Source organism: Bdellovibrio sp. HCB-110 (genome assembly GCF_047323225.1).
Lineage (GTDB): Bacteria > Bdellovibrionota > Bdellovibrionia > Bdellovibrionales > Bdellovibrionaceae > Bdellovibrio.
The window spans coordinates 590,169-614,389 of record NZ_CP178750.1 but is presented as its reverse complement, the minus strand read 5'-3'; the positions used below and the strand labels follow the sequence as shown (position 1 = coordinate 614,389).

The window sequence follows — 24,221 nt, the reverse complement described above, 5'->3', positions numbered from 1 at the left end:
TTCTGGCCTCCAGTTTTTTTGGATTTGACCGAGTCATTGACCTTTGTCGATGCAGCCAAGGAATTGTCAGATCTTTGTCGACAGTGTCAAAGAATCGGCTTCATAATTAACTTTATGAGAACGTGGGCTGCATTGCTTTTTCCAATTTTATTGTCGTCTTATTCAGCTCACGCTGAAACTCCAAAAACAGCTCCCGTCGCTCCCGCGAATCAGGCACAGACTCTCAAAGAGAAATTAAAAACTTTGACCGCGCGCTCAACTCGCGTTCAATCCGACAATCTGATTTTCGATTTGCCTGTGACCTATAATAAAAAAGTCAGCAAGTGGGTGGCGTACTATCAGGGCACTCGCGGCAGTAAATGGTTTCGTGAATGGTTGCAGCGCTCTTACAAGTACATGCCTTTCATTCAAGAAGAGTTGAAAAATGCGGGCCTGCCTTTAGATCTTGCCTACATGGTGATGATCGAAAGTGGTTTTGCACCCAACGCCATCAGCCATGCGGACGCTGTAGGACCTTGGCAATTTATCGAAGCCACGGGTTCACGTTATGGACTTAGTAAAACTTGGTGGTTGGACGAGCGCCGTGATCTTAAGAAAAGTACATTGGCGGCCATTCGCTATCTTCGCGATCTTCACAGTGAGTTTGGTTCCTGGTATTTGGTTGCTGCGAGTTACAACATGGGTGAAAACGGCCTGCGTCGTCAGATTAAAAAATATGGTACGAAAGATTACTGGACGCTCATCAAACTCAATGCCCTTCCGCAAGAGACTCAAGAATATGTTCCTAAAATCTTGGCCGCAATGCTTATCGCCAAAGCTCCGAATCTTTATGGATTCCGTGATTTAGAAAAGATGGACCCGCTAGAGTATGAAATCGTCCTCGTTCCCGGCGGCACTGACTTGGGCCCCTTGGCGGATCATTTGGGAGTCACCAGAAAGTCATTAAAAGATTTGAACGCGGAACTCTACTTGGGTTACATTCCTCGACAGGTGGATAAACACTTCATTCGCGTTCCGAAAGGAGCCGCGCGAATTGTTTCTTCTTACGTCTATCAAAACCATCGGAAAGTTGCTTTGGAATGAAACCCCTGATCGTGCAAAAATATGGCGGCGCCACTCTCGCAGATCCTGAGAAAATCAAATCTGTAGCCGCCAGAGTCGCGAATCAATCTAAAGAAAATTCCTTGATCGTTGTTGTGAGTGCCATGGGTAAAACCACGAACTCTTTGATCGACCTTGCCAACCAAGTCTCCTCCCATCCCCAACGCCGCGAAATGGATATGCTTCTGACCGTCGGCGAAAGAATCAGTATGTCTTTAATGAGTATGGCGTTGAATGACCTTGGTTGCCCGGCCATCAGTTTCACGGGAAGCCAAGCCGGAATTTTTACTGACGATTCCCACGTCAATGCATTTATCAAAGATGTGAAAGCCTTTCGTGTCGAAGAATCATTGAAAACGAACAAGGTTGTTATTCTTGCGGGCTTTCAAGGTGTTTCACCAGTAACCAAAGAAATCACAACTTTGGGTCGCGGTGGTTCTGACACTTCGGCTGTGGCAATGGCCGCTTCATTTAATGCTGAACGCTGCGAAATTTTAAAAGATGTTCCTGCGGTTTTCACAGCGGACCCTCACATCGTGAAAACTGCAAAACCTCTGCAAGAATTAAATTATGATCAACTGATGGAGATGACTTTCTGGGGCGCCAAGGTTCTGCACTATCGCTCCGTGGAGTTAGCAAAACTTCGCAATGTCACTTTGTATATCGGGCCCGCTTCTAATAAAACTTCTGACGGCACTCTCGTCAAAAAAGGATTGAATATGTTTGAATCCTGCAAAGCTCTTTCACTTAACTCTCATGAAATGGTTCTCGGAATTCTTTCAAAAGAAAAGAATCCGGCCAAAGCTCTTAAGGATTTGCAAACTCTCTTCGATCAAAAGCAAATCGCCTTCCCGCAACTTTTACACTGTGAAATGAATGCGGATAAAACTGAAATGCTTCTGACAGGTCCTCAGGAAATCATGCAAGCCATTAAAAAAGAATTGCAGAATCATCCGCAGTTCTCGTTATTGCCTACGGATTTTTCTACTGTGACAGTCACATGCACAGGCGCAACGTCACCAGAAATGACTCAACAAGTTTTAAATATTTTATCTGAAAAGAAATTGCCTAGTCACAAGCTGATGCTCAGTGCGATGAGTGTCACTGTTTTAGTTGAGGCTCCGATCCGCAAACAAGTGATCGAAAGCCTGCATCAATTAATTTAAAAATTAAGGAAGAAGCGTCGGACTCATCACCTTGTAACGGTTTTGAATCTTCTGCCAAATATTTGAATGCGGGCCTGTGATTCCATCAGTTCCACTCATTCCAGAAAGACCTCGTTTCGGATCGTATTGTCCACCCGGTAAGAATTTTCTTAAATCAGGTCCACCTTGAGCTCCTGGAATTCCACCAGCTCCTCCGGCAACACCACGCGCACCAGACCCGTCTCCACCACCGCCGTAACCGCCGCCAAATTTTCCGCCGCCGCCACCGCCGCCATAGAATCCACCATTGACGTTCGCACCATTTTCATTGGCACTGCCACCGCCGCCACCGCCAGAAGAAGCACTTCCGCCGGAGCCGCCACCAGAGCCACCACCCACTGTGCCACCGCCTTGACTTCCGTCGACACCTTGACTGCTACCAGAACTTGAAGCTCCAGGAGATGGCAAAGGAAGACCGGGAACATCGCCGCCGAGGTCCACGTTGTCGGAGCCTTTTGCTAAACGAGAAGCAGGGTCAATAGATCCTCCGGCAATACTGGCAGCATCACTGCCACCGGCTTTTTGCGAATTGCTACACATTGGATCATTAGGATTTTTCGTACAAACACACACTTTATTCGTTGTCGCCTGAGTTGGATTTGTACAATCCACGGCCGCCACCCCCGCACAACTGACATGTGTTGGGTTGGCTTTACAGAATTCTGTTACAGGTGCACTTCCCGTACCTTCTGTCAGCGAAGCACATTGAGAAGCGTTGGCTGAAGTCGCACCATAGTTTTGAATCGCTTGCTGCGCTTCATTCACCTTGGAATTATAGTTGTTGCAAACTTTAATATCGTTATCCACGGACGTCATAAGATTTGAATACGTCAGTTGATTTCCACCAGTAAGACACTGTTGATTTTGATTTAAATAGGTCTTTGCCTCTGTGCATGCCGACTTACAACTGTTGATGGAATTACTGCAAGTCAAACGATAAGCCGCCAAAGCTCCGTTCGCTGCTTGAGTAAAGTCCGCCATTTTCGAACAAGCTGCTTGAATGCTTGCAGATGTTTGTTGTCCCATCATCAAAGCAAGTTGTGCTGCCGTATCGGTCACACTTGACATACCAGAATCATTTTTTTCATCACAAGTGTAAGCCGTATCAGATTGCTGAGTGCCACATCGCTGTCTTATTTGTTCGAATTGTTGTTGGCAGGTTGCGCCCTGATTCTGATTTTGCGCATTGTCTGGTATACAATCACAGCGCCCATTCACCATGCCAGGTCGACCATTTTGACATGGTCCCACGCATTGATTGTCATTGTCTTGAGGCGAACCCGCAATAACACGACAGGAATAACTTGTTCTTTCTTGATTGTCCGCTTGGCAAGAGTAGCCTTCTCGCTGACATTCAGCCTCACAGGCATTTTTGGCTCTACTTGCTGCCATATCAAAACCGGGAATAGGAACGCATCTATAGACGGTCGTTGCGAAAGAATTTCCCTTGGCATTGCACTGATATCCCTCACCACAAGTCTGAGCACCACACGTTTCAACAGCCTGTGCTTGCACTCCGAGAAAGAATGTAAGAGATAAAAAGATGAATTGGATCGCTAGCGAACGAATCATTCCCATGATGGTACTATCGGCGCTAATTGACCTTAACTTTACAAAAGTATAACTGTGTCTCGTATTGAAACGCTAAGGTATCAACGAAGGCCTCACGACTTGATATCTGTTCTGAATCTTTTGCCAAATATTTGAATGGGGCCCGGTAATTCCGTCAGGCCCCGAGGCACCTGCAACTCCTCGGGAACGCGGATCGTATTTTCCGCCCGGTAAAAATTGGCGTAAATCAGGTCCGCCCTGTCCAGGTATCCCCGGATTATTTGCTGCCACTCCGCGCGCGGCACTATTGCCTTCGCCTGAGCCACCGCCACCAACTCCGCGATAGGAACCTCCGCCACCATAAGTTCCGCCAAGAACACCTTCTGCATTTGCGGCCGCTCGACCTTCACCTTCTCCCGCATTTTTTCCAGCGAGTCCGCTTGAGCCCGAGCTGGATCCACTCACAGGGCTGCCAACACCTTGCTGTCCATCAACACTCTCACCGGAACCTCCTGCTGGAAGTTTTCCGTGAGTAATTGAAGGGAGACCTGGCAAATCACCAGTGATTTCTTCTGCGCCTCCGGCTGTTGCCACGCGAGAAGCCGAATCAATCAAACTTGTGTTCGGGCCATCGCCTGCCACTTTTTGTGAATTAGAACATATCGGATTATTGGGATTCACAGAACACACACAAACTTTATTTGTCGTCGCCATTTCAGGGTTTGAACAATCAACGGGGGCTGCCGGATTGCAACCTGCATAAGTCGGATTTGTTTTACAAAATTCAGGCACTGCCGCTGTCGTGGTGCCTTTACTGAGTTCCGCACACTGGCTGGCATTCGCAGCCGTCATTCCGTAGTTATTGATAGCCTGCTGGGCTTCATTTAATTTTGCATCATAGTTATTGCAACGACCCGCAAGAGCCTCCGCCGACGACGTCATCGCAAGACCATTTTGATTGCGCAGTTGATTTGCCACCTGTTGCACTTCGGATGAAACCGACGGAGACAGAGTCACCGCTGCACTGCCAGAAAAACAAGTGGAGTTGGCCTTTGCATAGTTCACCAACTCGACACACGTCGACCGACAGCTCTTAATGGAATTGCTACACGCCAAACGATAGGCCGCCACAGCGCCGTTGGCGGCTTGAGAGATGTCCGCCATTTTTGAACAGGCCGCCTGAATACTCGCAGCCGTCTGCTGTCCCATCATCAAAGCTATTTGTGATGCTGATGCCGAAACACTATTCATACCTGCATCGTTTTTTTCATCGCACATATTAGAAGTGTCTTCAATGGCCGTCGTGCATTGCTGATACATCTGTTGAAATTGAGTCTGGCATTGAGCGTTTTGATTTTGGTTTTGGTTTTGGTTCTGATTTTGCTGCTGAGTATTGTTGGCTGGAGGAACCTCACGGGCCTCCGTAGTTGGCGAAGTTGCTCCTGGACGGCGACCACAATACCCTTCAATTTGAGTTTGTACCAAGCAGTTGTCGTAACCTTTAAAATTTGTTGCGGGATTATACTGACTTGCACAGAAGTCTTTGCAACCTAAGAAGCCCCCCGATGCTTGAACGCCCAAGCACCAAAACAAGACACTTAGAATGGAGGATACCAATAATACCTTTTTCTCCATGGTAAACTGATCGGTATTAAGGCTAGGTTTCTGAATAGAATCGCAAAGATTTCTCAGAATTAAGTGAGGACACATTTGTATTCACCATCTTCTTTCGCTCTTATTGTCTCACTCTGAGACTGCGTTCCCGACAAAGAGGAAGTTTGTACCGCAAACAAATTCACAATAATTCGAAAGGCGCACGACATTTTTACTTTTCATTTTGGATGCGTTGTTGTCGAATCGAGCTAGATAAGGAGCTCACCATGGAAAAAAATCTTTATTCATTCACCGTCAAAGCGGCCGACGGATCTCCTGTGTCTTTGGAAAAGTACAAAGACCAAGCGGTCCTCGTTGTGAATGTCGCTAGCAAGTGTGGCTTCACTCCGCAGTACAAGGGACTTGAAGAGCTTTACGAAAAATTCAAAGACCAAGGCTTCACCGTTTTGGGTTTTCCCTGCAATCAATTTGGTGCTCAAGAGCCTGGCAACAATGAAGAGATTCAACAGTTCTGTGAAATGAATTTCGGAGTTAAATTCCCAGTTCTTGCCAAAGTGGATGTGAATGGAGACAACGCGGAACCTCTTTATCAATGGCTGAAAGAAGAAGCTCCGGGGCTTTTGGGAACTGAGATGATCAAGTGGAACTTCACTAAGTTTCTCGTTGGGAAAAACGGAAAAGTTTTGAAGCGCTACGCTCCTCAAGAAGAACCTAAAAATATCACTGAAGACATTCAAAAAGCATTGGCCTGATGCAATTCTCGCGCGCGTCTTATTGCGCGCTAAAAATGTACTCAACATTACGAAACTGACAGCAACTCATTTTCGTTTGGCAAAGCTCTGGGGCTGAGCAATCATTCTAGTTTTTATTGCTTCTAAGAAGGAAAAACTATGAGTGTTCAGATCCCAAATCAGGTTATTGATTGCCAGAATTTTGTCTCTGGAAAATTCCAAAAAGGCTCCGGCAATAAATCCGATATCATCAGCCCTTACACTGGAAAAAAAATTGGTGAGTTTCACAACTCCACGGCCGAAGACGTCAAACACGCGATCGAAAAAGCTGTTATAGCGCAACGTGAATGGGCGGAAGTTCCGATGAAGGAACGCACGAAGGTGATGTTCAACTTCCGTCAGATCTTGATGCGCGACTTAGACGAAATCTCTCACTTGAAAAGTTCTGAATCCGGAAAAAGTTTTGCGGAAGGCCGTGCCGGTCTTCTTAAAGGCATCGAGGTTTTAGAATTCGCCATTGCTTTACAAAATATGGATTTAGGCGGAAAAACGGAAGTCTCTCGTGGAGTGTCCTGTGAATATCGCCGCGAACCTTTAGGGGTTGTTGCCAACATCACTCCGTTTAACTTCCCTGCCATGGTTCCGATGTGGACGATTCCTATCGCGTTGACATTAGGGAATGCTTACATCTGGAAGCCTTCTGAAAAAACACCTCTGACATCTATGAAAATCGCGGATGCTTTGAAAGAAGCTGGATTGCCTGATGGGCTTTTCCAAGTTCTTCAAGGTGGCAAAGAAACTGTCGAAGCGATTATCGATAATAAAAACGTGAAGGCTGTGGGCTTTGTTGGTTCCACCAAAGTGGCAAAAGCTGTCTACGAACGCGGCACTCAATTGGGAAAACGTGTTCTGGCTTTAGGTGGAGCGAAAAATCACATCGTTCTTTTACCGGACGCCAATCCCGAGCTTTCAGGTATCGGCATCAGTGATTCTTTCACAGGATGCGCAGGTCAACGTTGCATGGCTGCGGCTGTTTTGCTGGCCGTGGGTGACGTCGATAAACACATTCAAAAAATCACAGAGCGCGCAAGTTCGTTGGTGCTCGGCAAAGACATGGGCGCAATCATCACGAAGTCTCAAGTGGATTTCTTAAATACGGCGATCGCTAAAGCCGAAAAAGAAGGAGCGAAAATTCTTTTGGATGGACGTAAAGCCAAAGCTCCTGCGGGAATGGAGGACGGTCATTGGATCGGCCCAACAATCTTGGATCACGTTTCTCCTGAAAGCGAAGTCGCTAAGATTGAACTCTTTGGTCCTGTCCTAAGCATCATTCGCTGCCAAGATATTTCTCAAGCCATGAAAATCGAAAACAACGTCGACTATGGAAATGCCTGCTCCGTTTTCACTTCCAGCGGAAATTTGGCAGAGAAAGTCGTGCGCATGGCTTCCACAGGAATGGTGGGAGTGAATGTGGGTGTGCCTGTGCCGCGTGAGCCGTTCTCTTTTGGTGGTGTTAACGCTTCCAAGTTCGGACACGGAGATATCACGGGTCATCACTCTTTGGATTTTTGGTCGAACGTAAAAAAAGTCACAGTGAAATGGGAAAAACAAGACGACGGCAATTGGATGTCGTAACAGAGGTTCTTATGAAAAGATCATCACATGTTATTTTAACTTCACACTCAAGCCAGGTTTTTAAAGACAGCCTTCCGATCAATTGGGGCGCAAAATCCGCAGCAGAACGCGGGCCGGTGATCGGGTCTTTAACTGACACAAAAAAAAGAAATGCCATCGGGACACATAGCGGAAGCTACACAGTGTACCGTGCGCTTTCCATTGCCCAAGGCAAATACTCAACTCTGCATAAGCCTGATTTGCACAACACGGAAAGCCCCGTCAAAATCGGTCCCTTCGCTTCGTGGTTTGATGCTAGCAAAATGGTTTCCATTGATCCTTGGGGATTTGACGTTCCCATCCACTTTAAACAGTTCTTCGATGAAGGCTACGATGTGCGCCCGACGGTGGCCGTTACTCAAGCACATTTGCAGATTCCCGAAATTTATGAGGCCATCGATCAAGGTCGTTTGAAAATTGATGGCAAGATCATCAATGAAAATAAAGATATCAAAATCACCAAAGTGGCTTTTGAACCCGTATGGTACTTGCCGGGGATTGCGCAACGTCTGGGTGTTGAAGAAGGTGAGCTTCGTAAAATTCTTTTCCAAGAAACTGGCGGTATGTTCCCGGAACTTGTGACAAGACCGGATCTCAAAGTCATGCTTCCACCTATTGGCAACACGACTGTCTACATTTTCGGAAATCCGCAAGATCTTGCAAAACCGGAAGTCGAACTCACTTGCCGCGTACACGATGAGTGCAATGGTTCAGATGTGTTTGGTTCTGACATTTGCACTTGCCGTCCTTATTTGATTTACGGAATCGAAGACGCAGCGAGAACCGCGCAACGCGGTGGTGTCGGCTTGATTGCTTACTATCGTAAAGAAGGTCGCGCTTTGGGTGAAGTGACGAAGTTCTTGGTTTACAATGCCCGCAAACGCCAAGAAGGCGGTGACTCTGCTTCCACTTACTTCCATCGCACTGAATGCGTGGCGGGAGTGGAAGACGCTCGCTTCCAAGAATTAATGCCAGACATCTTACACTTCTTTGGAATCACGAAAATTCACAATCTACACTCCATGAGCAATATGAAGTACGATGCTATCATCAAAAGTGGCATCGAAGTTGTGAACCGTATTTCTATTCCTGAAAACCTCATCCCAGCAGACGCCAAAGTTGAAATCGAAGCCAAGAAAGCCAAAGGCTATTTCAATGCGGGCGAGAAAAAAACTGCGGAAGAACTTAAGAACGTCAAAGGAAGACCTATCGATGAGTAACCATACTTACACTGAAAAAGATTTGGATTTTCTTCTCTCCCCTTTGGCCATTCGTCAAAGTGCCGAGAAGATTTTCGAGCTGACTCAATCAGGTCAAACTCACTTTCATTATCATCCTGAAAAATTCAATCACGTCGTAGACTATGTGGTCGAAGTGATTCAGGACAACTATCCAAGCCTGGATATTCCTTTTCATTCGCGCTGGGGCCACTTTCGTGTGGGCGCTATTGATCGCGTAAAAACTCTTGAAGCGAAAATGACAGGCTTTGACCCCATGGAGAAGGCCCGCACAAAGTTGGATCTTGTGATCACGTCGGTCCTTTTGGATGCCGGAGCCGGAAATACTTGGTCTTACAAAGAAGCTTCTTCGGGAAAAACTTTTTCAAGATCTGAAGGTCTGGGTGTTGCAAGTTTTTATCTTTTTATGGCGGGACAGCTTTCCCACGATAAAACCCATCCCTATCGTGCCACAGGTGAAGGATTAAAAAATCTTTCGCAAAAAACTTTGGAAGAAGCTTTTCAAGTCACGGCAGAAAATCCATTGATCGGCGTTCCGGGCCGACTCTCTTTGCTTCGTAATTTAGGCCAAGTGGTTTCAGAGAAAAAAGATCTGTTCCCTGGCGGTCGTCCCGGTGGATTGGTTGATTATCTTCACAATCGTTATGGCAAAAAGATCACAGGTCCCCAAGTATTGCGCGCCGTCCTTGATGGGTTGGGTGAAATTTGGCCTGGTCGCGTGAAAGTGGGTGGCGTCAATCTGGGGGACATCTGGTCTTACTCTAAAGTTCCAGGAGGCCTCGCGGCCTTCCACAAACTTTCACAGTGGATGAGTTACTCTTTGATGGAACCTTTGATGGAAGCGGGCTTTGAATTGGTCGAAGTTGAAAAACTCACGGGCCTTGCCGAATACCGCAATGGGGGTTTGCTCCTGGATCTGGGTCTTATCACTTTGAAAGACGCCAAATTGATCGAGCAGTCTCATCGCCCAGACTCAGAATTGATCATCGAGTGGCGCGGCCTCACGGTCTCTCTTCTCGATCGTATCGGTGACAAAGTTAGAATGAAATTAAACAAATCGGACTCAGAATTCCCATTGGCCAAAGTTCTTGAGGGTGGCACTTGGTGGGCGGGTCGTAAAGCGGCAAAGGCTTTACGTGCTGACAGCTCCCCGCCTTTAAAAATCGAGAGCGATGGAACAGTTTTCTAAGGAGTATATCGTGGATAAAGTAAAAGTTATTGATCATCCTCTATTAAGACACAAACTGGGTTACTTGCGTGACAAGGACACCTATTCCCATGAATTCCGCGAGATCGTAAAAGAGATCTCAAAAATCCTCGTTTACGAAGCCATGCGGGACTGGAAGCACCTTGAAAACGTGGCTATTGAGACCCCTATTGCTAAAACGGTCGCTGAGCGCATCGTAAAACCTCCTGTGGTGGTCTCTATCATGCGCGCCGGAAATGGCATGTTGGATGCGGTTTTATCCATGATCCCAAGAGCCAGCACCGGTTTTATTGGAATCTACCGCGATAAATTCATTCACAATACGGTTGAGTATTATTTTAAAATGCCTCAGGACGTGCAGACTAAAGAAATTATACTCTGCGATCCTTTAATTGCCACAGCCGACACTATTGTGGCAGCTATAGACAGATTAAAAAACTATGGCGTAGGTAAGATTAAGGTGCTGAGCATCTTAGCGAGCAAAACGGGTCTTGAGCGCATCCTGCATTTTCATCCTGATGTCGAGATCTACACAGTCAACATTGAGACTGAAATCAATGAACTGGGCTACCTTGTACCGGGACTGGGTGATGCCGGGGACCGTTTGTTTCAAACAAAATAGGATCAATGCATGAGCGTGTATATTATCGGTGTAGCAGGTGGAAGCGGATCAGGAAAAACGCACTTCGCAAAACAATTGCAAGAACAATTGGGCGAAGACAAATGCATGATCCTGTACCAAGACAACTACTACATCGATCAATCGCACCGCTTTGAAGGCTGCGGCTCTGTCAACTTCGACCACCCTAACAGCCTGGATTTTTCTCTTCTCGCGGCCGGCCTGCGCCGACTTAAAGGCGGCCATGACATCGAAATTCCTATTTACGACTTCGTCACTCACACCCGCAAAAAAGAAACCATCAAGAGCTCTCCAAAAAAGATTGTTCTTGTCGATGGTATTTTGATTCTGCATTCAGATGAAGTGCGTGCGGAACTGGATGAGGCTGTGTTCTTTGATACTCCGGAAGAACTGCGCTACCAAAGACGCCTTCACCGCGACGTGAATGAGCGTGGGCGCACTCCTGAGGGAGTTAAAAAGCAGTTTGAAGTTCATGTACGCCCCATGCACAACGAGTTCGTAGAACCGTCCAAAGCATTTGCTGGCACTATCGTGAAAGACCTGGGCGAGTACAGTGAAGCTTTAAAGGCCTTCTGTCACAAGCTCACCGCACTTCACGGGTAATTCTAAGTTACAGATCAGAAAGAGGGTGCCTTTTTCCTTTCCACCCGAGAGAGTCTTCTGATACAAGGCCCTCATCCATAAACTAAAAGGGAGTTTCTCATGAAATCATTGCTTAAAAAGGCCACGCCTTTCTTGTTCGTGTTTTCTTCACTCGCTATCGCTGCGGGCCTTATCACTAAAGAAGAAGTGAATAAAAAAGTCGCTGCGATCACAGCTCCGTTTAACAACGAATCAACAACAATGGACATCAGCTTCACGGATTTGAACGTTGATGCTGTTCGCGCCTTGGATTTCGGTATCACTGCAACAGTAACTAAAAAAGGACCTGAGAACGATCTAGTTCTAAAACTTCAAAATGCAACGTATCACTACGGTGATGGCACTGCTCCAACAGCAACGGGCGACTTGTCTTTGCAATTGGACCTTAAAAAAGCTTTCGGCCAAGATACCTTGAACCAATTCGGTGCTGAGCTTGAAAAAATGGCTCAAGATATCGCGGCTGAATACACGAAAAAATACGGTGCTGCGGCTGTTCTTGATATCGCCATGGAAGAACTTAAAAAAGATGCTCAAGGCAATGTTGAGGCTGCGAAATTGCGTTTGAATGCAACTATCGACCTCAGCAAACTTCCTTCTGACTTGAAGGCTGAAGAAGTTGAGATGAAATCAGTTCAAGCTCTTTTGGCTGCTAACGCCAACGGCGTGAGTGGTAAAATTCAAGTCGTGATCAACCCTGCTTACAAAGGTTTTGATGCAAATCAACCCGGCCTTAAAGAATTCATCGAAAAACTTTTGAATGACGACAAAGAAACTTACGACGGCATCACTCAAGTTGCTGGCATTTTGGATAACGTGGCGACCTGGTTGGTAAACCAAAAGCCAGAAGAACCAAAACAACCGTAATTAAAATCAGAAATGAATTTTAGAAAAACCCCAGGACCTCTCAGGACCTGGGGTTTTTCTTTTTCAGCAGTTCTTGCTAATGCTCGTCTTTTTGCTTTCAATAAATATATGCTTTGTCCGAATTGTCTGAATACTTTGAAACTCTTAAAACCTCCTCAGTCCGTCGTCGGATGCACTCGATGTGGAGGACGCTGGCACTCCTTTAAAAGTTTTCAAAGTCGAGTTGGAGGAGATAAGGCCTATCAAGAGCTTTTGCATGTGGCTCACCAGGCCCAAAACATCGGCAAAACCTGTCCTAGCTGCAGAAAGAAAATGAAGCCTTTGCGAACTCCACAAAATGAAACACCTTTGGATATTTGTTTTCCCTGCCAACATGTGTGGTTTGATTTTACCGAGTTCGAAAAGTTCAAGGGCCAAGGGGAAGGTCTAGGAACAACGTTTGCGACTTTCGTAAATACACAGAAGATGAATCTTAATGGACTTCATCTTGAAGCCTTTCAGATGCGCAATCTCGACGCACTCGTTGATCCTCGATTTTATGAATCGCCCGTTCAAAATAAATATGTCATTAAAAAGTTTCCTTTTTTCACCTATTTATTTATCGGCATATGTTTCCTGGTGTTCCTTAAGTTCCGTCAAAATATTCCGGAACTGTGGAATCTCTATGCCTTTCGTGTTGGGGATGTTCCTCTTGAGAATCTCAAAAAACTTTTCACGAGTTTCTTTGTTCACAGCGGATGGGGACATCTTCTCGGAAATATTTATTTCTTTGGATTGATCGCGGGTGAAGCCGAAGATGTCAGTCCTACTTTCGATTTTTTGGCTGTGGTGATTGGCGGTCATATTGTCGGAACCATTCTTGAGGCCCTGGCTCTAGGTTCCGGAACAATGATTGGAGGCGCTAGTGCCGGTGTCTTCTCAATGATGGTCTATTATTCCATCCTCTTTCCTAAAGCTCGCTTTCAAGGAATAATGCCGATAGGACGCAGAAGACTCCTTCATTATTCCACCTTCGTTAAATACTCCCTGCCCATACAAGCCTATGTTGTTATCAAAATTTTTTTGGAGTTCGCTTTGTGGGGAATGGGCCCTCAAGGCATTGCCCACCTCGCGCATCTTGGCGGCGCTTTCGTGGGTCTTGTCGTGGGGATTACAAGAAGAAATAAAGTCTGATTTTACTGTCAAAAAGATCTTCAATAAAACCCATCATTCTTTTCCCGTCTCGGCTTGGCGTGCGTAAATTTCACTTAAGCATTATTCTTTCAATATCGCCCGAGGTTTCTATAATAAGATCCTATGCGATACCTACGACACCTGGTTGCTTTAAATATTTTCTTCTTATGTTTGTCATCCCCTGGATTCGCGAACTGGACTTCGAGAAACAGATTGGAACTTGGAATGACCGACAATGCACTCTTAACGAAGACGGACAAAGAAAGTGATTTCTTCCTGGCTTTGGGAACAAGAAATAGCTTCTCTGTAGACGAACACACTTTGGGTTTGCGCCTTGGATATCGGGACTACAGCAAGGAAAATTCCAATGACGTTTTTAGCTGGGGATTGTCCGATCGCCTGAAATGCTGGACGGATAAAACCTGCCAAATAGAAGTGCGCGGGCAAGAATACGTCTATGGTGAACCGATGACGACAGACAGCTCCTTTTCCAATTATGGAGTCGCCTTGTCTTTAGAGAAGTCTTTAACTTATTCAAGCAGATCTTCCTTGGATTTGACGACGGCTTATGAAGCTAAAAATTATTACTCCTTAAATCGTCTGGATCATATCCTGAGTGAAAATGCAGTCTTTGGTTACGAGCTCAATCCATCTCTTTATTTAGAGGCTGTGGGAGAAGTGGGATTTGCGCTTTCCTCCAGCAGTGAATATAGCTCTTATTACTTTCTTATTTCAGGCGTGGCGGAGTATCAGCTTGATGCGAATTGGGATCTTCTAGGAGAACTGGGAATAAAACAAACCCATTTCTTTTCACGCGATCTGACCACGGAAACTCAAGTCACCCGCAAAAACGGACAAGTGGTCAGTATGGTTGATACTTCCAAAGAACGCTACTCGGCCGCGTTCATCACTGTGGAAGCCAATCGCACATTATCAACCCAAATGTCCACGGGGGTTTCGCTGCAAAACTACCAGCAGAAATCCCGCAGCGGTTACCAAGATTACAGTGAAACTTTAATTTTAGGAAAGTTCCTCGTTAACTACTAACAAAGGAGTGTTATATGAATAAAAGAGTTCTTTTATTTTTACTGATGTGTGCCCTTGCCAATCCTCTGGCTGCACAAGCTGAGGAAGCCGCGACCACGACGACAACGGAGCCGGCGGCAACACAAGAAGCCCCTGCATACGAATTCACTGACGCGCAGATTCAGGCGATGAAAGATTCGAAAATTTCTGAATCTCAATTCAGCATGGTCGGCGCTTTAGCAAAAGAATCCGGCAAATCCGTTGAAGAAGTTCTGAAAATGCGCACGGAACAAAAAATGGGTTGGGGTAAAATCGCCAAAGAATTGGGTGTCGAGCCTAAAGCTTTAGGTCAATCCGTTTCATCTATGCACCGCCAAGATGATGCTGAAGCCAAAAGAGAAAGAAAAGAAGCGCGCGAAGCTCGCAAAGACGAGCGCAAACAAAAACGGGAGGAAAAAAAACAGGCCCGTAAGGAAGAACGCGCTCACAAGAAAGATAAAAAAGTTCAGTAATATGATTCCGCTCCTGCCAAAAACAGGAGCGGACTTTCCTCTTTAGCAAGCATGTCCAAAAATGAGAAACATCACTGTTGTGTAAAGAAAACAGACCTTATTTGAGACTCCCTAGCTCCTTCAAATCATAGCCATTTTTCTAAATAAAAGAAAATTTACAAGAGCAGTCCTCTCGCACACCTAAAATGAAAGAGTGCCAAGGAGGTACGTCGTGAAAACACTCTTATTACCGTCTTCTGGAATATTGGCTGTCGCAGCCCTTTCACTGACTTTGGCGGCTTGTAAAGCACCGGAGGATGCGAAAGATCTTGCTTCCAATACCTCACTAGGAAAAATCTCCGCTGATCGTTACGGACACACAGCAACCCGTTTGCAAGATGGCCGCGTCATCATCACGGGTGGTTACGTGGGATTAGGAATTCAATCCTCTGAAATTTTTGATCCTCAAACCAATCAATGGACTTGGGGACCTCAACCTGTGGTTGCATCAAGATTGCACGCCAACTCTCTTCTTTTAAATGATGGACGCGTTCTTCTGGTCGGTGGATTCAAGAGATCTCCTGAAGGGGGCGAACTCCCGGCTCGCGAAATCGAAGTCTACGATCCCGTCACCAATGAATTCACCGTCGCTGCTTCCATGGCAAAGAATCGCAATGGAGCCACGGTCACTTTGCTTAATGATGGACGTGTTCTCATTCTTGGTGGAAGTTACTTTGACTATGAAAATGTACGATGGGTGGCACTGGATGACGGTGAGATATTTAATCCCGTCACAAATGAGATCCATACTCTTCCCGATCGCATGAGTAGCACCCGCACTAGCCATACTGCAGTTCTGTTGCCTTCGGGTGATGTTATGGTTCTTGGAGGGATGAGTGTAAATGGTAATCCCGTCGAGGTTATAGACGTCTACAGAGCACATGCTGAAGCATTCATTCAAACAAATCCTCTTCGCGAAGCCCGTTATGGCCATTCAAGTTTTCTTTTGAGTGATGAAAGTGTTTTAAGTATTGGTGGTTCGTATGAAATCTCAAACTTTAGAATGAATGCTGAAATATATTACTCTGGAGGAAGTACGACTGTTTGGACAACTCTCCCCGAAGCTTCTTTTGGTAAGAATGCTTTACAACTACAAAACTCAAAGATCGTCTTTGTGAGTTCTTTTTCAAATGCCGCCGGCCAAGCTATCTATGCGCTAGATCAGACGACAAGACTCTTCTCCCAAGTAGGCAACATCAGCGTAGGACGATCTGGCTACACAATGACAGAACTGGAAGATGGAAGCCTGCTGATCGTCGGCGGCACAAGGATGGTGGATGGCTACCTACATACTTGTTACGACGTCGAACGTATTTATCTTTCTAACACGAACGAAACTCTCGAATAAATTGTCCACATGGTCACGGTGCGAACTCTCGCCCGTGACCAGCCCGGTAATCGTCTTTTCGACGCGTTTTGCCGAACAATCGTCTTGAATCCTCTGAATCGCCCTCCTAAGCTGGCTTCCAAAACAGGGGGACTTATGCGTTTGCTTTTTTCGGTACTACTGGTAGCAGGCTTTTCAACAGCTCAGGCTGCGCAGATCACTAACACTACTTTTGCATTTCCAGGGCGAGTGGAAATCCATGTCCAACCTCAACTTAGCGAATTGGACGTTCTTTTTGTTGTTGATGACTCTGGCAGCATGTCGGAACACCAAAAGAATTTGATTGCGAATATCCCAGCATTGACGAAAGCGGTGTTGAAGAATGGCGTTCATGTTCATGCAGGTGTTACAACAACCAGCAACGATTGCAGTTACACTAAAATTTGCCGTGGGCAGTTCTTCGGCAATCCGAAAGTTGCAGACAGCAAGCAAGGCGACTTCCTGTCTCTTCTTGCTACGAATCTAAATGTCGGCACAAATGGAAGTGCTACTGAGCAACCTCTTGAGGCGGCCGTTGCGGCACTTTCCGAACCTGTCTTATCGCAAGATCATCCTGACTTTCTAAGAAGCAATGCCCATCTTGCTATTGTGCTTTTGACAGACGCCGATGACCAAAGCGACAAACAAACTCCAGAAAGTTTTGCAAGCTTCGTAAAAGCTCTTAAACCAAATCCAGGCCAGGCAACAGTGGCGTCCATTCAAGTTCTTCCAGGCGACAAGAATTGCAAAACGTCTGAAGAGCAAGGCACTCGTCTTGATACTGCTATCAAGTTGGTGAATGGAAAAATGATCAGCCTTTGCGCTCAAGACTTCGGAGCTCAATTAGGTCAATTGGGCTCTGGCATCGTTGGCCAAGTAACTCAAGAAATTCCTCTGACAACGACTCCAGACGCAAGCAGTATCGTTGTGACATTTGGCTCTACGACATTGGTTGCAGGCGACATGCACTATGGTTGGGTTTATGACTCTGTGAAAAATGCGGTGATCTTGGGAGATAAAATTGATTGGTCTTCCATGTCAGGTGATGAACTTATTGTTAGCTTTGTTCCTAAAGACTGGAAATAAAAATAACTCCAGTCTCTACGAAAAAGCCCTCTTCTCAGAGGGCTTTTTTATTTGTCCATTACAGAACTTGAATGTTCTCCTCGAGAACAAAGTAAAATCCCGTCTAAGTTTTAGTATATCCACTGACACTTTTTGGTGGTCTTCGTCAGCAGAAGTATAAAAGCAAATTTAAATAGAAACGAGTAGGTCCCGTTCTTGCTCAAGTACCTTAGTGAACCTTTCGGAGGTCTTGTGAGCTGGAGCGTCCTATCAACAATTACCGCTTTGATAACTTGGCTGGGTCTTATCTCCCCAGTCATGGCGCAAGGACCTGCGTGCGAAGCTTTGTTTTTAGACTCCACAGCCCATGAATATTTGAATTCTCAAATTGAGACATTCGCCTCTGCTCGTCGTAGAACTTCCCTCAAAACTCCAGCGAAATCGTTTGAGGTCACTAGTGCTACCCGCAACTTTCTTCTTAACGAGGTCCTCTATAAAGAGCGCATTGTTGAGGCATCAGACTTTAGCCGCCTCATGAGTGATAAGCTCTTCCAAGTGGAGTTCCTTAAAAAGGTCGCTCCCGGAGTTGAAAAATTCTTTCCTAAGACAGAATCCTTCCGCGAATTTTTAAAGACAGCAGGCATTCTGAATGAACAAGGTCAGATCTTAAAAAATGCGACAACCCCAGAACAAGTTCTTGCCGCTCTCGAAAAACATTATCCGCAAGGTTTCGTAGTCAAACCTACAGCCGGATACAATACTGGCGGCCGCGGCTTCTATGTTAATGACGCTAAAGCCTTGGTCCATGACCTTATTAATGATCCGACAAAGTTTTTAGGTGCGGATAAAAACTTCCTCTTTAAGAGTGATGAGTTGGGGCTGGCTTCTGGAGAAGGTTTTCTGATTCAAGAAATGCTCAGTCCTGCGGGCGGCGGACGCCCTCCTGAGTATCGTGTTCATACGTTTGAAGGACGTGTGGTTGAAGGTGCGACAGAGTCACGTTGGCTCAATCCTCAAGAGAGAAATTTCAAACAAATGGAAACCTTTGTGCAAAACTTCCTTTCCCGTCTTCCCAAAGAAGCGACAGCTCGTCAGGCCTGGGGTCTGGATGTCGTGGAAGTTTCTCCTGGCAACTATCGCATCATCGAAATTAACACGAATCGTGGTCATGAAATTCAATGGAGTGGATATCTGATTTCATCTTTCCAATTGGGTGCTCTTACCCGCCACTTGGAAAAACACGGCATTCTGAAGTTGACAGGCCCACTGGCTGAAACTTTCAGAAAAAATAAAGCCGGTCTCGAGGCATGGATACGTAAAGAAGGTTATGAAACTGTTATTGAAGATCTAAAAATTAATGATCCGGAGCTTGCATATGAACTCTTACAGCAAAAACCATAAGTTCTTAATTGCCGCCCTCGTTTTAGTTTTCGGCGGAGCTTTCACTCCTGAAGTGCACGCGGCCAATCGCTGTGAAAGCATCTTCATGTCGGAAGCGGAACGCGCAAGCTACATGCAGCTTCTTCAGTTAGACCATCAAGGATTGGGTTTTGCCAAAGGATCTGCGAAGACCGCCGGCAAAGAAATCCAATTCGGTTTTGAATCCGAATACACAATCAATGAGTTGGCTCCGTTTACAAACTTTTACGGACCGACACCGGAATCAGGAATTTCCAAACAGGCTTGGCTTTCCATGCCTCTAGAAAGCCGGATGGGTTGGATCAAAGAAAAACTAAAATCAATTCCCTTTGGAGCCAAAGATCCTGTTCTGGTCCTTATGGAAAAATCTCCGGAACTGGGATTCTTACCTTCAAAACTTATTCGTGACGACACTGGAAACGTCGAAATCATTTTAGATCCTGTCTCTGATTTCGGAACTTGGAAAAAACAAGTTCAATGGGTAAATCGCAACTTCGGCGTGGGCTCCATGCAATCCATGGTCAGCCAGCCTCGCGAGACTTTTTATGCCGATACTCCCGGCTATAAAGAAGTCGCCTTTAAAGAAAACTTGGGTTACTTCAACTTCTTCCATCAAGCCGACGTTTTAGAACGCATGGCGAGCGGAGCACAAAAGTTCCAGAACGATCCGACTAAAGAAGTTATGAAACCTTTCTTGCACCCGTATCTAGGGCCGATGATGAAAATGCGCCATAAAAAAATGGTGAACACACTGGAAGCCATTTCTGATGGACAAGTTCTTACAAAAGAAGATCTTGAAGCGGTTGTTCGTCGTGAGCAATCTTTTAAGTACATCGGCTCCACGGCTTATCGTCCCGACATTGGCGGTCCTCATCGCATGTCGCAAGAAGTTCGTGATGCTCACAAGGACGAAGGTCTTTTAATTGATCGCACGGCTCGCAGTGTTTTCTATGCACAGCAAGGGCGCAGTGCCTTTATGAATATGGCCGATGTGGCAGCTTTTGACAGCATGGCGACATTCTCGCAACTTCCAACCAACACACAGGCCTTCTTGAAAAAGATTTTCCCCGTGAAAGCGCCCAAACAAATTCAAGAATTCGAGAATGCTTTGTTTGTACATGAAACTTATAGAAACTTCTCGTACCCCATGAAGAGCTGGAGATCTACTCTGCAAGCCATTGATCGCATGGACCTGGTGAAAACTGTGGAAACAGCGCAAGCAACGTATATGACAGAGTTGCAAAAAATCGAAAACGATTTGAATTCCGGACATATCACTGTTGAACAAGCCAGCGCGCAAGTTCAAGGTGCCTTGGCGCAGTTTGCGATCAACAGTAAATTGCACGAGGCCTTCAAGAAATTTGAGGCAGACATTCCTGCGAAATACAGCAAAACAACAGAAAGCCTTGTGACTCCCCGCCGTGGTTTGGAGTTCCGCTTACAAACTTTTCTTAAGAAATGGGCGAACTCGGCGCGCCTCGTTGACTCCGTCACTTTTAAATACAAGGACGAAAAACAGAAGACAGCAAGTGACCGAAAGATGTTAGTTCTTTCAACCGAAGGCCTGTCTTCTGCTGAAATTGCAAGACTTGAAACTGACTATGTAAGCCTTGTCGCGGGAAATATCACGTTCCCTCTTAAAGAACGTGCTTCTCACACTCTGGTGCAATTCAACGGAACTATCTTTAACTTTGGATACGCACCAATCCAGGCTTTTCCTCGCTTTCGTCAGAATGACTTTCAAGCAGGACAGTCCCGTCGTCTAGAGTCTGTGCTTATGCTCACTCGTGGCGAGGAATCTCGTTTCAACTATTACATCCAAAATATCCGTAAAGACAAAAAGGCCGTTCTTGGAAAATTCAATCTTGAGGGAGATCCTAAGACTAACGGTAAACTCACCGACAACCGCAGCGAATGTGGTAACAACTGCACGACGTGGATCGCAAAAGCTCCCATCGGTGAGCGTGGTGAATCCGTGATGGATCTTGCTGGAGGCCAACAATCCGTTCCATGGGTCGCTCAAAACCCTGGCTGGTGGAACTCGTGGATTCTTGGCACGGCTTCACAAGAGCGTCTGCCTCTTGTCGTCTATTGGACTCCGGAGTCCCTAGCTAAAACCATGGAAAAAGATTTTAGCGGCAACACTTTCAATTGGGATTTCAATCGTAAATGAGAATTTTCCTAACCCTCGTTCTTTCTCTGATCTTTCTTCGTCCCACGGCAGAAGCGTCTTCTGCCGCGTGGTCAACTCGTCTTGAAGCGGGAGAAGTGATTTTAGAGAACCCCCAACAAGAACGTTGGGTTTTCTCAAAAGCTCTGGAATTTCGAGCAGCCCGCAATGAATTACTTTTACTCACGACTCAAAACAAAGAAATAAAATCGCGATGGGTTGAAAACGAAAACCTGGAAGTACCCACGGAGATTTTTGAAAGATTCTTGCGACTTTGGCAAGAGTCCTCCTTACAATCCCGTATGGAGTCCACTTTGGTTTCGTGGTCCATTGAAGGCGACATCACTCATGTCGTGATTAAAAAAGCCCTTTATGAAGCAAATATAGATGCTTCCACCGTTTCCTCTTCGGAACTCCTTTGGTTAGGTTGTTATGATGGGTTCACCCAATGTTTGGGAATGAACGAGATTATTTCCAATCCAAATCTCTTAAGAAATCTTATCTTAAAAGAAGAAGTAAATAAGATCTCGCGCGAGGACCTTCAAGCATTCTTAAAAAGATCTGCCGGCTTAAAAATGGAAGACGCTGAAGAAGCTTTTCTAAAAGCACGCTTTCCGCAGGGACTGGCCCAATGGTATGCCCTGAAACTTCTGTCACGCAAAGATTCCTTGGAAAAACCCCTGATGGGTAACTCCTATCTCGCGCAAATTTCTCGCTATCAAAGCGGAGATATGATTCGCAATGGTGTTTTGCTTAAAGCTCCTTCCGAATTTGAAGTCGACTTCACCATCGACCGCCTGGATGCCCAGATCCGCGAGTTCTTCAAAGCTCGCTATACCGACATAGAAAGTGTCGCGAAATATGTTCTCGCCCACCTTCCGATGATGTCCTATGAATTTGATAAAGGCATTGGCAATTGGAAAGTCGGTCCCGGTTTTATGTTCCGGGTTAAAAGGCACATCGTTAAAAATCCAAACTCCCGTTCTCCTCTTACGATGTACAAGATTAATGACTCGGTGGATTTGATTATTACTTTGAATATTGGCATACACAAAGACCTGGGACCCGCCGGAGCTTCCTTGGGAGCGGGCCCTGGATATATGCGCAAATATCTTTTTAGTTCCTATGCTCCGTCGCGAGAAGCGGCAGCCAGAAGTCCTTGGGCACTGACAAAGGAAATGTTGCTGGGATACTCCCTTGAAACTTTAAAACCCATGGACAGCGTCACCATTGAATCGGGATGGCTGGCGAGCACGTCCTTTAGCGGAAACTTGAATATCTTTGGCTCCTCGAAAATTCGACCACAAATGAATGCGTTTGGCGCCTATCGTTGGCTTTCCAGATCCTATGTTCATATGGATGAAAAAGGAGACGCCTATATAGGATTCGGCAATGCCGACGGTGTCGAAGTCAGCATGCAGGCATTTCTTCGCGTGATCGCCAGAATGGCAAAGGTGCCTTTTTTTAATTGGTCTCATTCTTGGATGAAGCAAACCGGAGGAGTTTACAAGGTCGCCCGGGCGAATTTTATTCCTCCCATGGAGCGCGCTCAATTAAATCGAAGCATCTCCAAAGGGGAAGAGGTGTCATTCAAAAATAAATGGCCCGAGGTCACCTACAGTGCTCGGTACTCGTCTTCTTTTTCATTTTTAAACCTTGGGTTTTACAAGTTAACAGAAAGTCAGTGGAATGGATTCTTTGAATTGTCTCCGAATGACAATGATCCGATTCCTATGATGCAAAAACGAAGACGATTTCTTCTTTTAGAAAACACCTTGGATTCAACGACAAAGTTTTCCTTAACTCCCCAGCCTTCGACACAAACTTGTGCAACCTGGGCTGCTTTCGAAGCCACGACGACGGATCCTGCAAAATTTTTTGATGGCAGTTTTAAGATCGACTGCACGGAAACCTATTCCGAGCAAAAGCCATTAACTGGCTGGAAACTGCGTGAACTCTCCGACACCCTGAAACTCAAGGTGGAAAACTCTCATATCCTTGGCTCGAAAGACAACGAAGACAAAGAGTTAGAACTTCATTGGGATGTTCAGTTCTCTTGGAAAGATCTTTCCGCTTTGTTCGCCGAGAAACCGACTTTGTGGATAGAGGACCTCAGCCAGGAAATCGTCAAGGCTCGCACCCGCACCTCTTCGATCACTCACGAGGAGGCCCAAGAGCGTCTCTTGATCGTCACAGCGATGAGCCAAATCCTTGGAAAAAAAGATGAAGTTGGCAGAGCCACCGCATTTTTTAAATGGGTCAGCACCTATCCCTCCAAAGACCTTTTATTAAAAGCCCTATTGAAACGTCTTCATCATCCCGCAGTTCGATTGCAAGTCTTTAAGCCCTATGCTACTGACAGCGCATTGATCGAACAAACCTATTCATACGGGACCTTCGAAGACACGATGACCTTTAAAATCATCGAGGAGAAAAACAAATGGCTTGGCTTAAATTAGCTCCCCTTTTCTTGCTCTTTACCTCGTCTGCTTTCGCACAAACTCTGGTCTATAAATATCAAATTGCTTCTTCATTTGGCATTGGCACAACTTGCGAAGTGCGTGGTGAAACGGAACGCAGCCAGGTTCGAATCTACATTAAAGAAGAACTTCTTCAATCCAACCAAGATTTCGTCTTGGCGCAAGTGAAAGTAACGGCTTGTATCTGGGGCGGCAACTTTTTAAAAGAATCTTACGACCTTGCGATTCCCCGCTTTTTCTTCACTCCCGCTGAAACTTTGAATGGCGCTTTTGAGTTGTCCGAAGGACCTTTGGCAGGAATCGTGATCAAACAAATTCAACAAAACCAATGGAGATTCCGCTACTTTAAAGATAGCAAAACTGCTTGGAATCAAATCAATCCCATCGAATTCACCATGAATCCAGAAAAAAACCATCCTCAACAAATCCGCTTCTTTGTTCCTGACAAAAATAAATGGATTGAGGCAGACCTTCGCTTGATCGAAGTCGACGACGAATAGTTTT

At 45.8% G+C, this 24,221-nt stretch carries 20 protein-coding genes; 18 read left to right on the top strand and 2 right to left on the bottom strand.

Going from position 1 to position 24,221, the window contains the following annotated elements; genetic code table 11:
- Nucleotides 1-114 precede the first annotated feature (114 nt).
- Both ACL934_RS02925 and ACL934_RS02920 read left to right on the top strand, forming a co-directional pair.
- Nucleotides 115-1,083, top strand: a complete 969-nt coding sequence (locus ACL934_RS02925) for a lytic transglycosylase domain-containing protein (RefSeq protein ID WP_374077512.1) — start codon at nucleotides 115-117, stop codon at nucleotides 1,081-1,083.
- On the top strand, nucleotides 1,080-2,267 hold the full coding sequence (locus tag ACL934_RS02920) for an aspartate kinase (RefSeq protein ID WP_374077510.1): 1,188 nt from the start codon (nucleotides 1,080-1,082) through the stop codon (nucleotides 2,265-2,267). The genes ACL934_RS02925 and ACL934_RS02920 overlap by 4 nt, the downstream gene beginning before the upstream one ends.
- 3 nt (nucleotides 2,268-2,270) lie before the next feature.
- Here ACL934_RS02920 and ACL934_RS02915 read toward each other — a convergent pair whose 3' ends face one another.
- Entirely contained in the window at nucleotides 2,271-3,878 is a 1,608-nt protein-coding gene (locus tag ACL934_RS02915) for a hypothetical protein (RefSeq protein WP_374077509.1), read from the bottom strand.
- Nucleotides 3,879-3,950: 72 nt separating this feature from the next.
- Nucleotides 3,951-5,474 carry a hypothetical protein gene (locus ACL934_RS02910; RefSeq protein ID WP_413613037.1) on the bottom strand — a complete coding sequence of 508 codons (1,524 nt, stop codon included), beginning with the start codon at nucleotides 5,472-5,474 and terminating at the stop codon, nucleotides 3,951-3,953.
- 263 nt (nucleotides 5,475-5,737) lie between these two features.
- Here ACL934_RS02910 and ACL934_RS02905 point away from each other — a divergent pair, with 263 nt between their 5' ends.
- From ACL934_RS02905 to ACL934_RS02830, 16 genes are all read left to right on the top strand, one after another.
- Nucleotides 5,738-6,223, top strand: coding sequence for a glutathione peroxidase (locus tag ACL934_RS02905; protein ID WP_374077505.1), 486 nt, complete (start codon nucleotides 5,738-5,740; stop codon nucleotides 6,221-6,223).
- 138 nt (nucleotides 6,224-6,361) lie between these two features.
- Nucleotides 6,362-7,837 (top strand): aldehyde dehydrogenase family protein, encoded by a 1,476-nt coding sequence (locus ACL934_RS02900; protein WP_413613036.1) that lies wholly within the window; start codon nucleotides 6,362-6,364, stop codon nucleotides 7,835-7,837.
- Between the two features lie 11 nt (nucleotides 7,838-7,848).
- Entirely contained in the window at nucleotides 7,849-9,096 is a 1,248-nt protein-coding gene (locus ACL934_RS02895) for a GTP cyclohydrolase II (protein ID WP_413613035.1), read from the top strand.
- Complete coding sequence (locus ACL934_RS02890) at nucleotides 9,089-10,303, top strand: URC4/urg3 family protein (RefSeq protein WP_413613034.1); 1,215 nt, start codon at nucleotides 9,089-9,091, stop codon at nucleotides 10,301-10,303. The genes ACL934_RS02895 and ACL934_RS02890 overlap by 8 nt, the downstream gene beginning before the upstream one ends.
- A gap of 10 nt (nucleotides 10,304-10,313) precedes the next feature.
- On the top strand, nucleotides 10,314-10,943 hold the full coding sequence (gene upp, locus ACL934_RS02885) for a uracil phosphoribosyltransferase (RefSeq protein ID WP_374077498.1): 630 nt from the start codon (nucleotides 10,314-10,316) through the stop codon (nucleotides 10,941-10,943).
- Between the two features lie 9 nt (nucleotides 10,944-10,952).
- The gene (udk, locus tag ACL934_RS02880; RefSeq protein ID WP_374077496.1) at nucleotides 10,953-11,564 is read left to right on the top strand and encodes a uridine kinase; all 612 of its coding nucleotides are present in this window, start codon (nucleotides 10,953-10,955) and stop codon (nucleotides 11,562-11,564) included.
- Nucleotides 11,565-11,663: 99 nt separating this feature from the next.
- A complete protein-coding gene (locus ACL934_RS02875; protein ID WP_374077494.1) occupies nucleotides 11,664-12,467 on the top strand; it encodes a hypothetical protein in 804 nt (267 codons plus the stop codon).
- Between the two features lie 12 nt (nucleotides 12,468-12,479).
- On the top strand, nucleotides 12,480-13,640 hold the full coding sequence (locus tag ACL934_RS02870; protein ID WP_374077493.1) for a rhomboid family intramembrane serine protease: 1,161 nt from the start codon (nucleotides 12,480-12,482) through the stop codon (nucleotides 13,638-13,640).
- A gap of 225 nt (nucleotides 13,641-13,865) precedes the next feature.
- Nucleotides 13,866-14,687 carry a hypothetical protein gene (locus tag ACL934_RS02865; RefSeq protein ID WP_374077491.1) on the top strand — a complete coding sequence of 274 codons (822 nt, stop codon included), beginning with the start codon at nucleotides 13,866-13,868 and terminating at the stop codon, nucleotides 14,685-14,687.
- Nucleotides 14,688-14,701: 14 nt separating this feature from the next.
- Complete coding sequence (locus ACL934_RS02860) at nucleotides 14,702-15,178, top strand: hypothetical protein (protein WP_374077489.1); 477 nt, start codon at nucleotides 14,702-14,704, stop codon at nucleotides 15,176-15,178.
- 211 nt (nucleotides 15,179-15,389) lie between these two features.
- Entirely contained in the window at nucleotides 15,390-16,565 is a 1,176-nt protein-coding gene (locus ACL934_RS02855) for a Kelch repeat-containing protein (RefSeq protein ID WP_374077487.1), read from the top strand.
- A gap of 135 nt (nucleotides 16,566-16,700) precedes the next feature.
- On the top strand, nucleotides 16,701-17,669 hold the full coding sequence (locus tag ACL934_RS02850) for a vWA domain-containing protein (RefSeq protein ID WP_413613033.1): 969 nt from the start codon (nucleotides 16,701-16,703) through the stop codon (nucleotides 17,667-17,669).
- Nucleotides 17,670-17,900: 231 nt separating this feature from the next.
- Entirely contained in the window at nucleotides 17,901-19,049 is a 1,149-nt protein-coding gene (locus ACL934_RS02845; protein WP_413613032.1) for a hypothetical protein, read from the top strand.
- Complete coding sequence (locus ACL934_RS02840) at nucleotides 19,024-21,240, top strand: hypothetical protein (protein WP_413613031.1); 2,217 nt, start codon at nucleotides 19,024-19,026, stop codon at nucleotides 21,238-21,240. Before ACL934_RS02845 ends, ACL934_RS02840 begins: the two co-directional genes overlap by 26 nt.
- Nucleotides 21,237-23,696 (top strand): hypothetical protein, encoded by a 2,460-nt coding sequence (locus ACL934_RS02835; protein ID WP_413613030.1) that lies wholly within the window; start codon nucleotides 21,237-21,239, stop codon nucleotides 23,694-23,696. Before ACL934_RS02840 ends, ACL934_RS02835 begins: the two co-directional genes overlap by 4 nt.
- Nucleotides 23,678-24,217 carry a hypothetical protein gene (locus tag ACL934_RS02830; RefSeq protein ID WP_413613029.1) on the top strand — a complete coding sequence of 180 codons (540 nt, stop codon included), beginning with the start codon at nucleotides 23,678-23,680 and terminating at the stop codon, nucleotides 24,215-24,217. Before ACL934_RS02835 ends, ACL934_RS02830 begins: the two co-directional genes overlap by 19 nt.
- The last annotated feature ends 4 nt before the right edge of the window (nucleotides 24,218-24,221 follow it).

Excerpts from the sequence above, each read along its gene's own strand:
- ACL934_RS02870 (WP_374077493.1), top strand. The coding sequence starts at position 12,480 with ATGAATTTTAGAAAAACCCCAGGACCTCTCAGGACCTGGGGTTTTTCT.
- udk (WP_374077496.1), top strand. The coding sequence starts at position 10,953 with ATGAGCGTGTATATTATCGGTGTAGCAGGTGGAAGCGGATCAGGAAAA.
- ACL934_RS02865 (WP_374077491.1), top strand. The coding sequence starts at position 13,866 with ATGACCGACAATGCACTCTTAACGAAGACGGACAAAGAAAGTGATTTC.
- ACL934_RS02925 (WP_374077512.1), top strand. The coding sequence starts at position 115 with ATGAGAACGTGGGCTGCATTGCTTTTTCCAATTTTATTGTCGTCTTAT.
- ACL934_RS02890 (WP_413613034.1), top strand. The coding sequence starts at position 9,089 with ATGAGTAACCATACTTACACTGAAAAAGATTTGGATTTTCTTCTCTCC.
- ACL934_RS02875 (WP_374077494.1), top strand. The coding sequence starts at position 11,664 with ATGAAATCATTGCTTAAAAAGGCCACGCCTTTCTTGTTCGTGTTTTCT.
- ACL934_RS02900 (WP_413613036.1), top strand. The coding sequence starts at position 6,362 with ATGAGTGTTCAGATCCCAAATCAGGTTATTGATTGCCAGAATTTTGTC.
- ACL934_RS02830 (WP_413613029.1), top strand. The coding sequence starts at position 23,678 with ATGGCTTGGCTTAAATTAGCTCCCCTTTTCTTGCTCTTTACCTCGTCT.
- ACL934_RS02860 (WP_374077489.1), top strand. The coding sequence starts at position 14,702 with ATGAATAAAAGAGTTCTTTTATTTTTACTGATGTGTGCCCTTGCCAAT.
- ACL934_RS02905 (WP_374077505.1), top strand. The coding sequence starts at position 5,738 with ATGGAAAAAAATCTTTATTCATTCACCGTCAAAGCGGCCGACGGATCT.
- ACL934_RS02835 (WP_413613030.1), top strand. The coding sequence starts at position 21,237 with ATGAGAATTTTCCTAACCCTCGTTCTTTCTCTGATCTTTCTTCGTCCC.
- ACL934_RS02915 (WP_374077509.1), bottom strand. The coding sequence starts at position 3,878 with ATGATTCGTTCGCTAGCGATCCAATTCATCTTTTTATCTCTTACATTC.
- ACL934_RS02920 (WP_374077510.1), top strand. The coding sequence starts at position 1,080 with ATGAAACCCCTGATCGTGCAAAAATATGGCGGCGCCACTCTCGCAGAT.
- ACL934_RS02895 (WP_413613035.1), top strand. The coding sequence starts at position 7,849 with ATGAAAAGATCATCACATGTTATTTTAACTTCACACTCAAGCCAGGTT.
- ACL934_RS02840 (WP_413613031.1), top strand. The coding sequence starts at position 19,024 with ATGAACTCTTACAGCAAAAACCATAAGTTCTTAATTGCCGCCCTCGTT.
- ACL934_RS02850 (WP_413613033.1), top strand. The coding sequence starts at position 16,701 with ATGCGTTTGCTTTTTTCGGTACTACTGGTAGCAGGCTTTTCAACAGCT.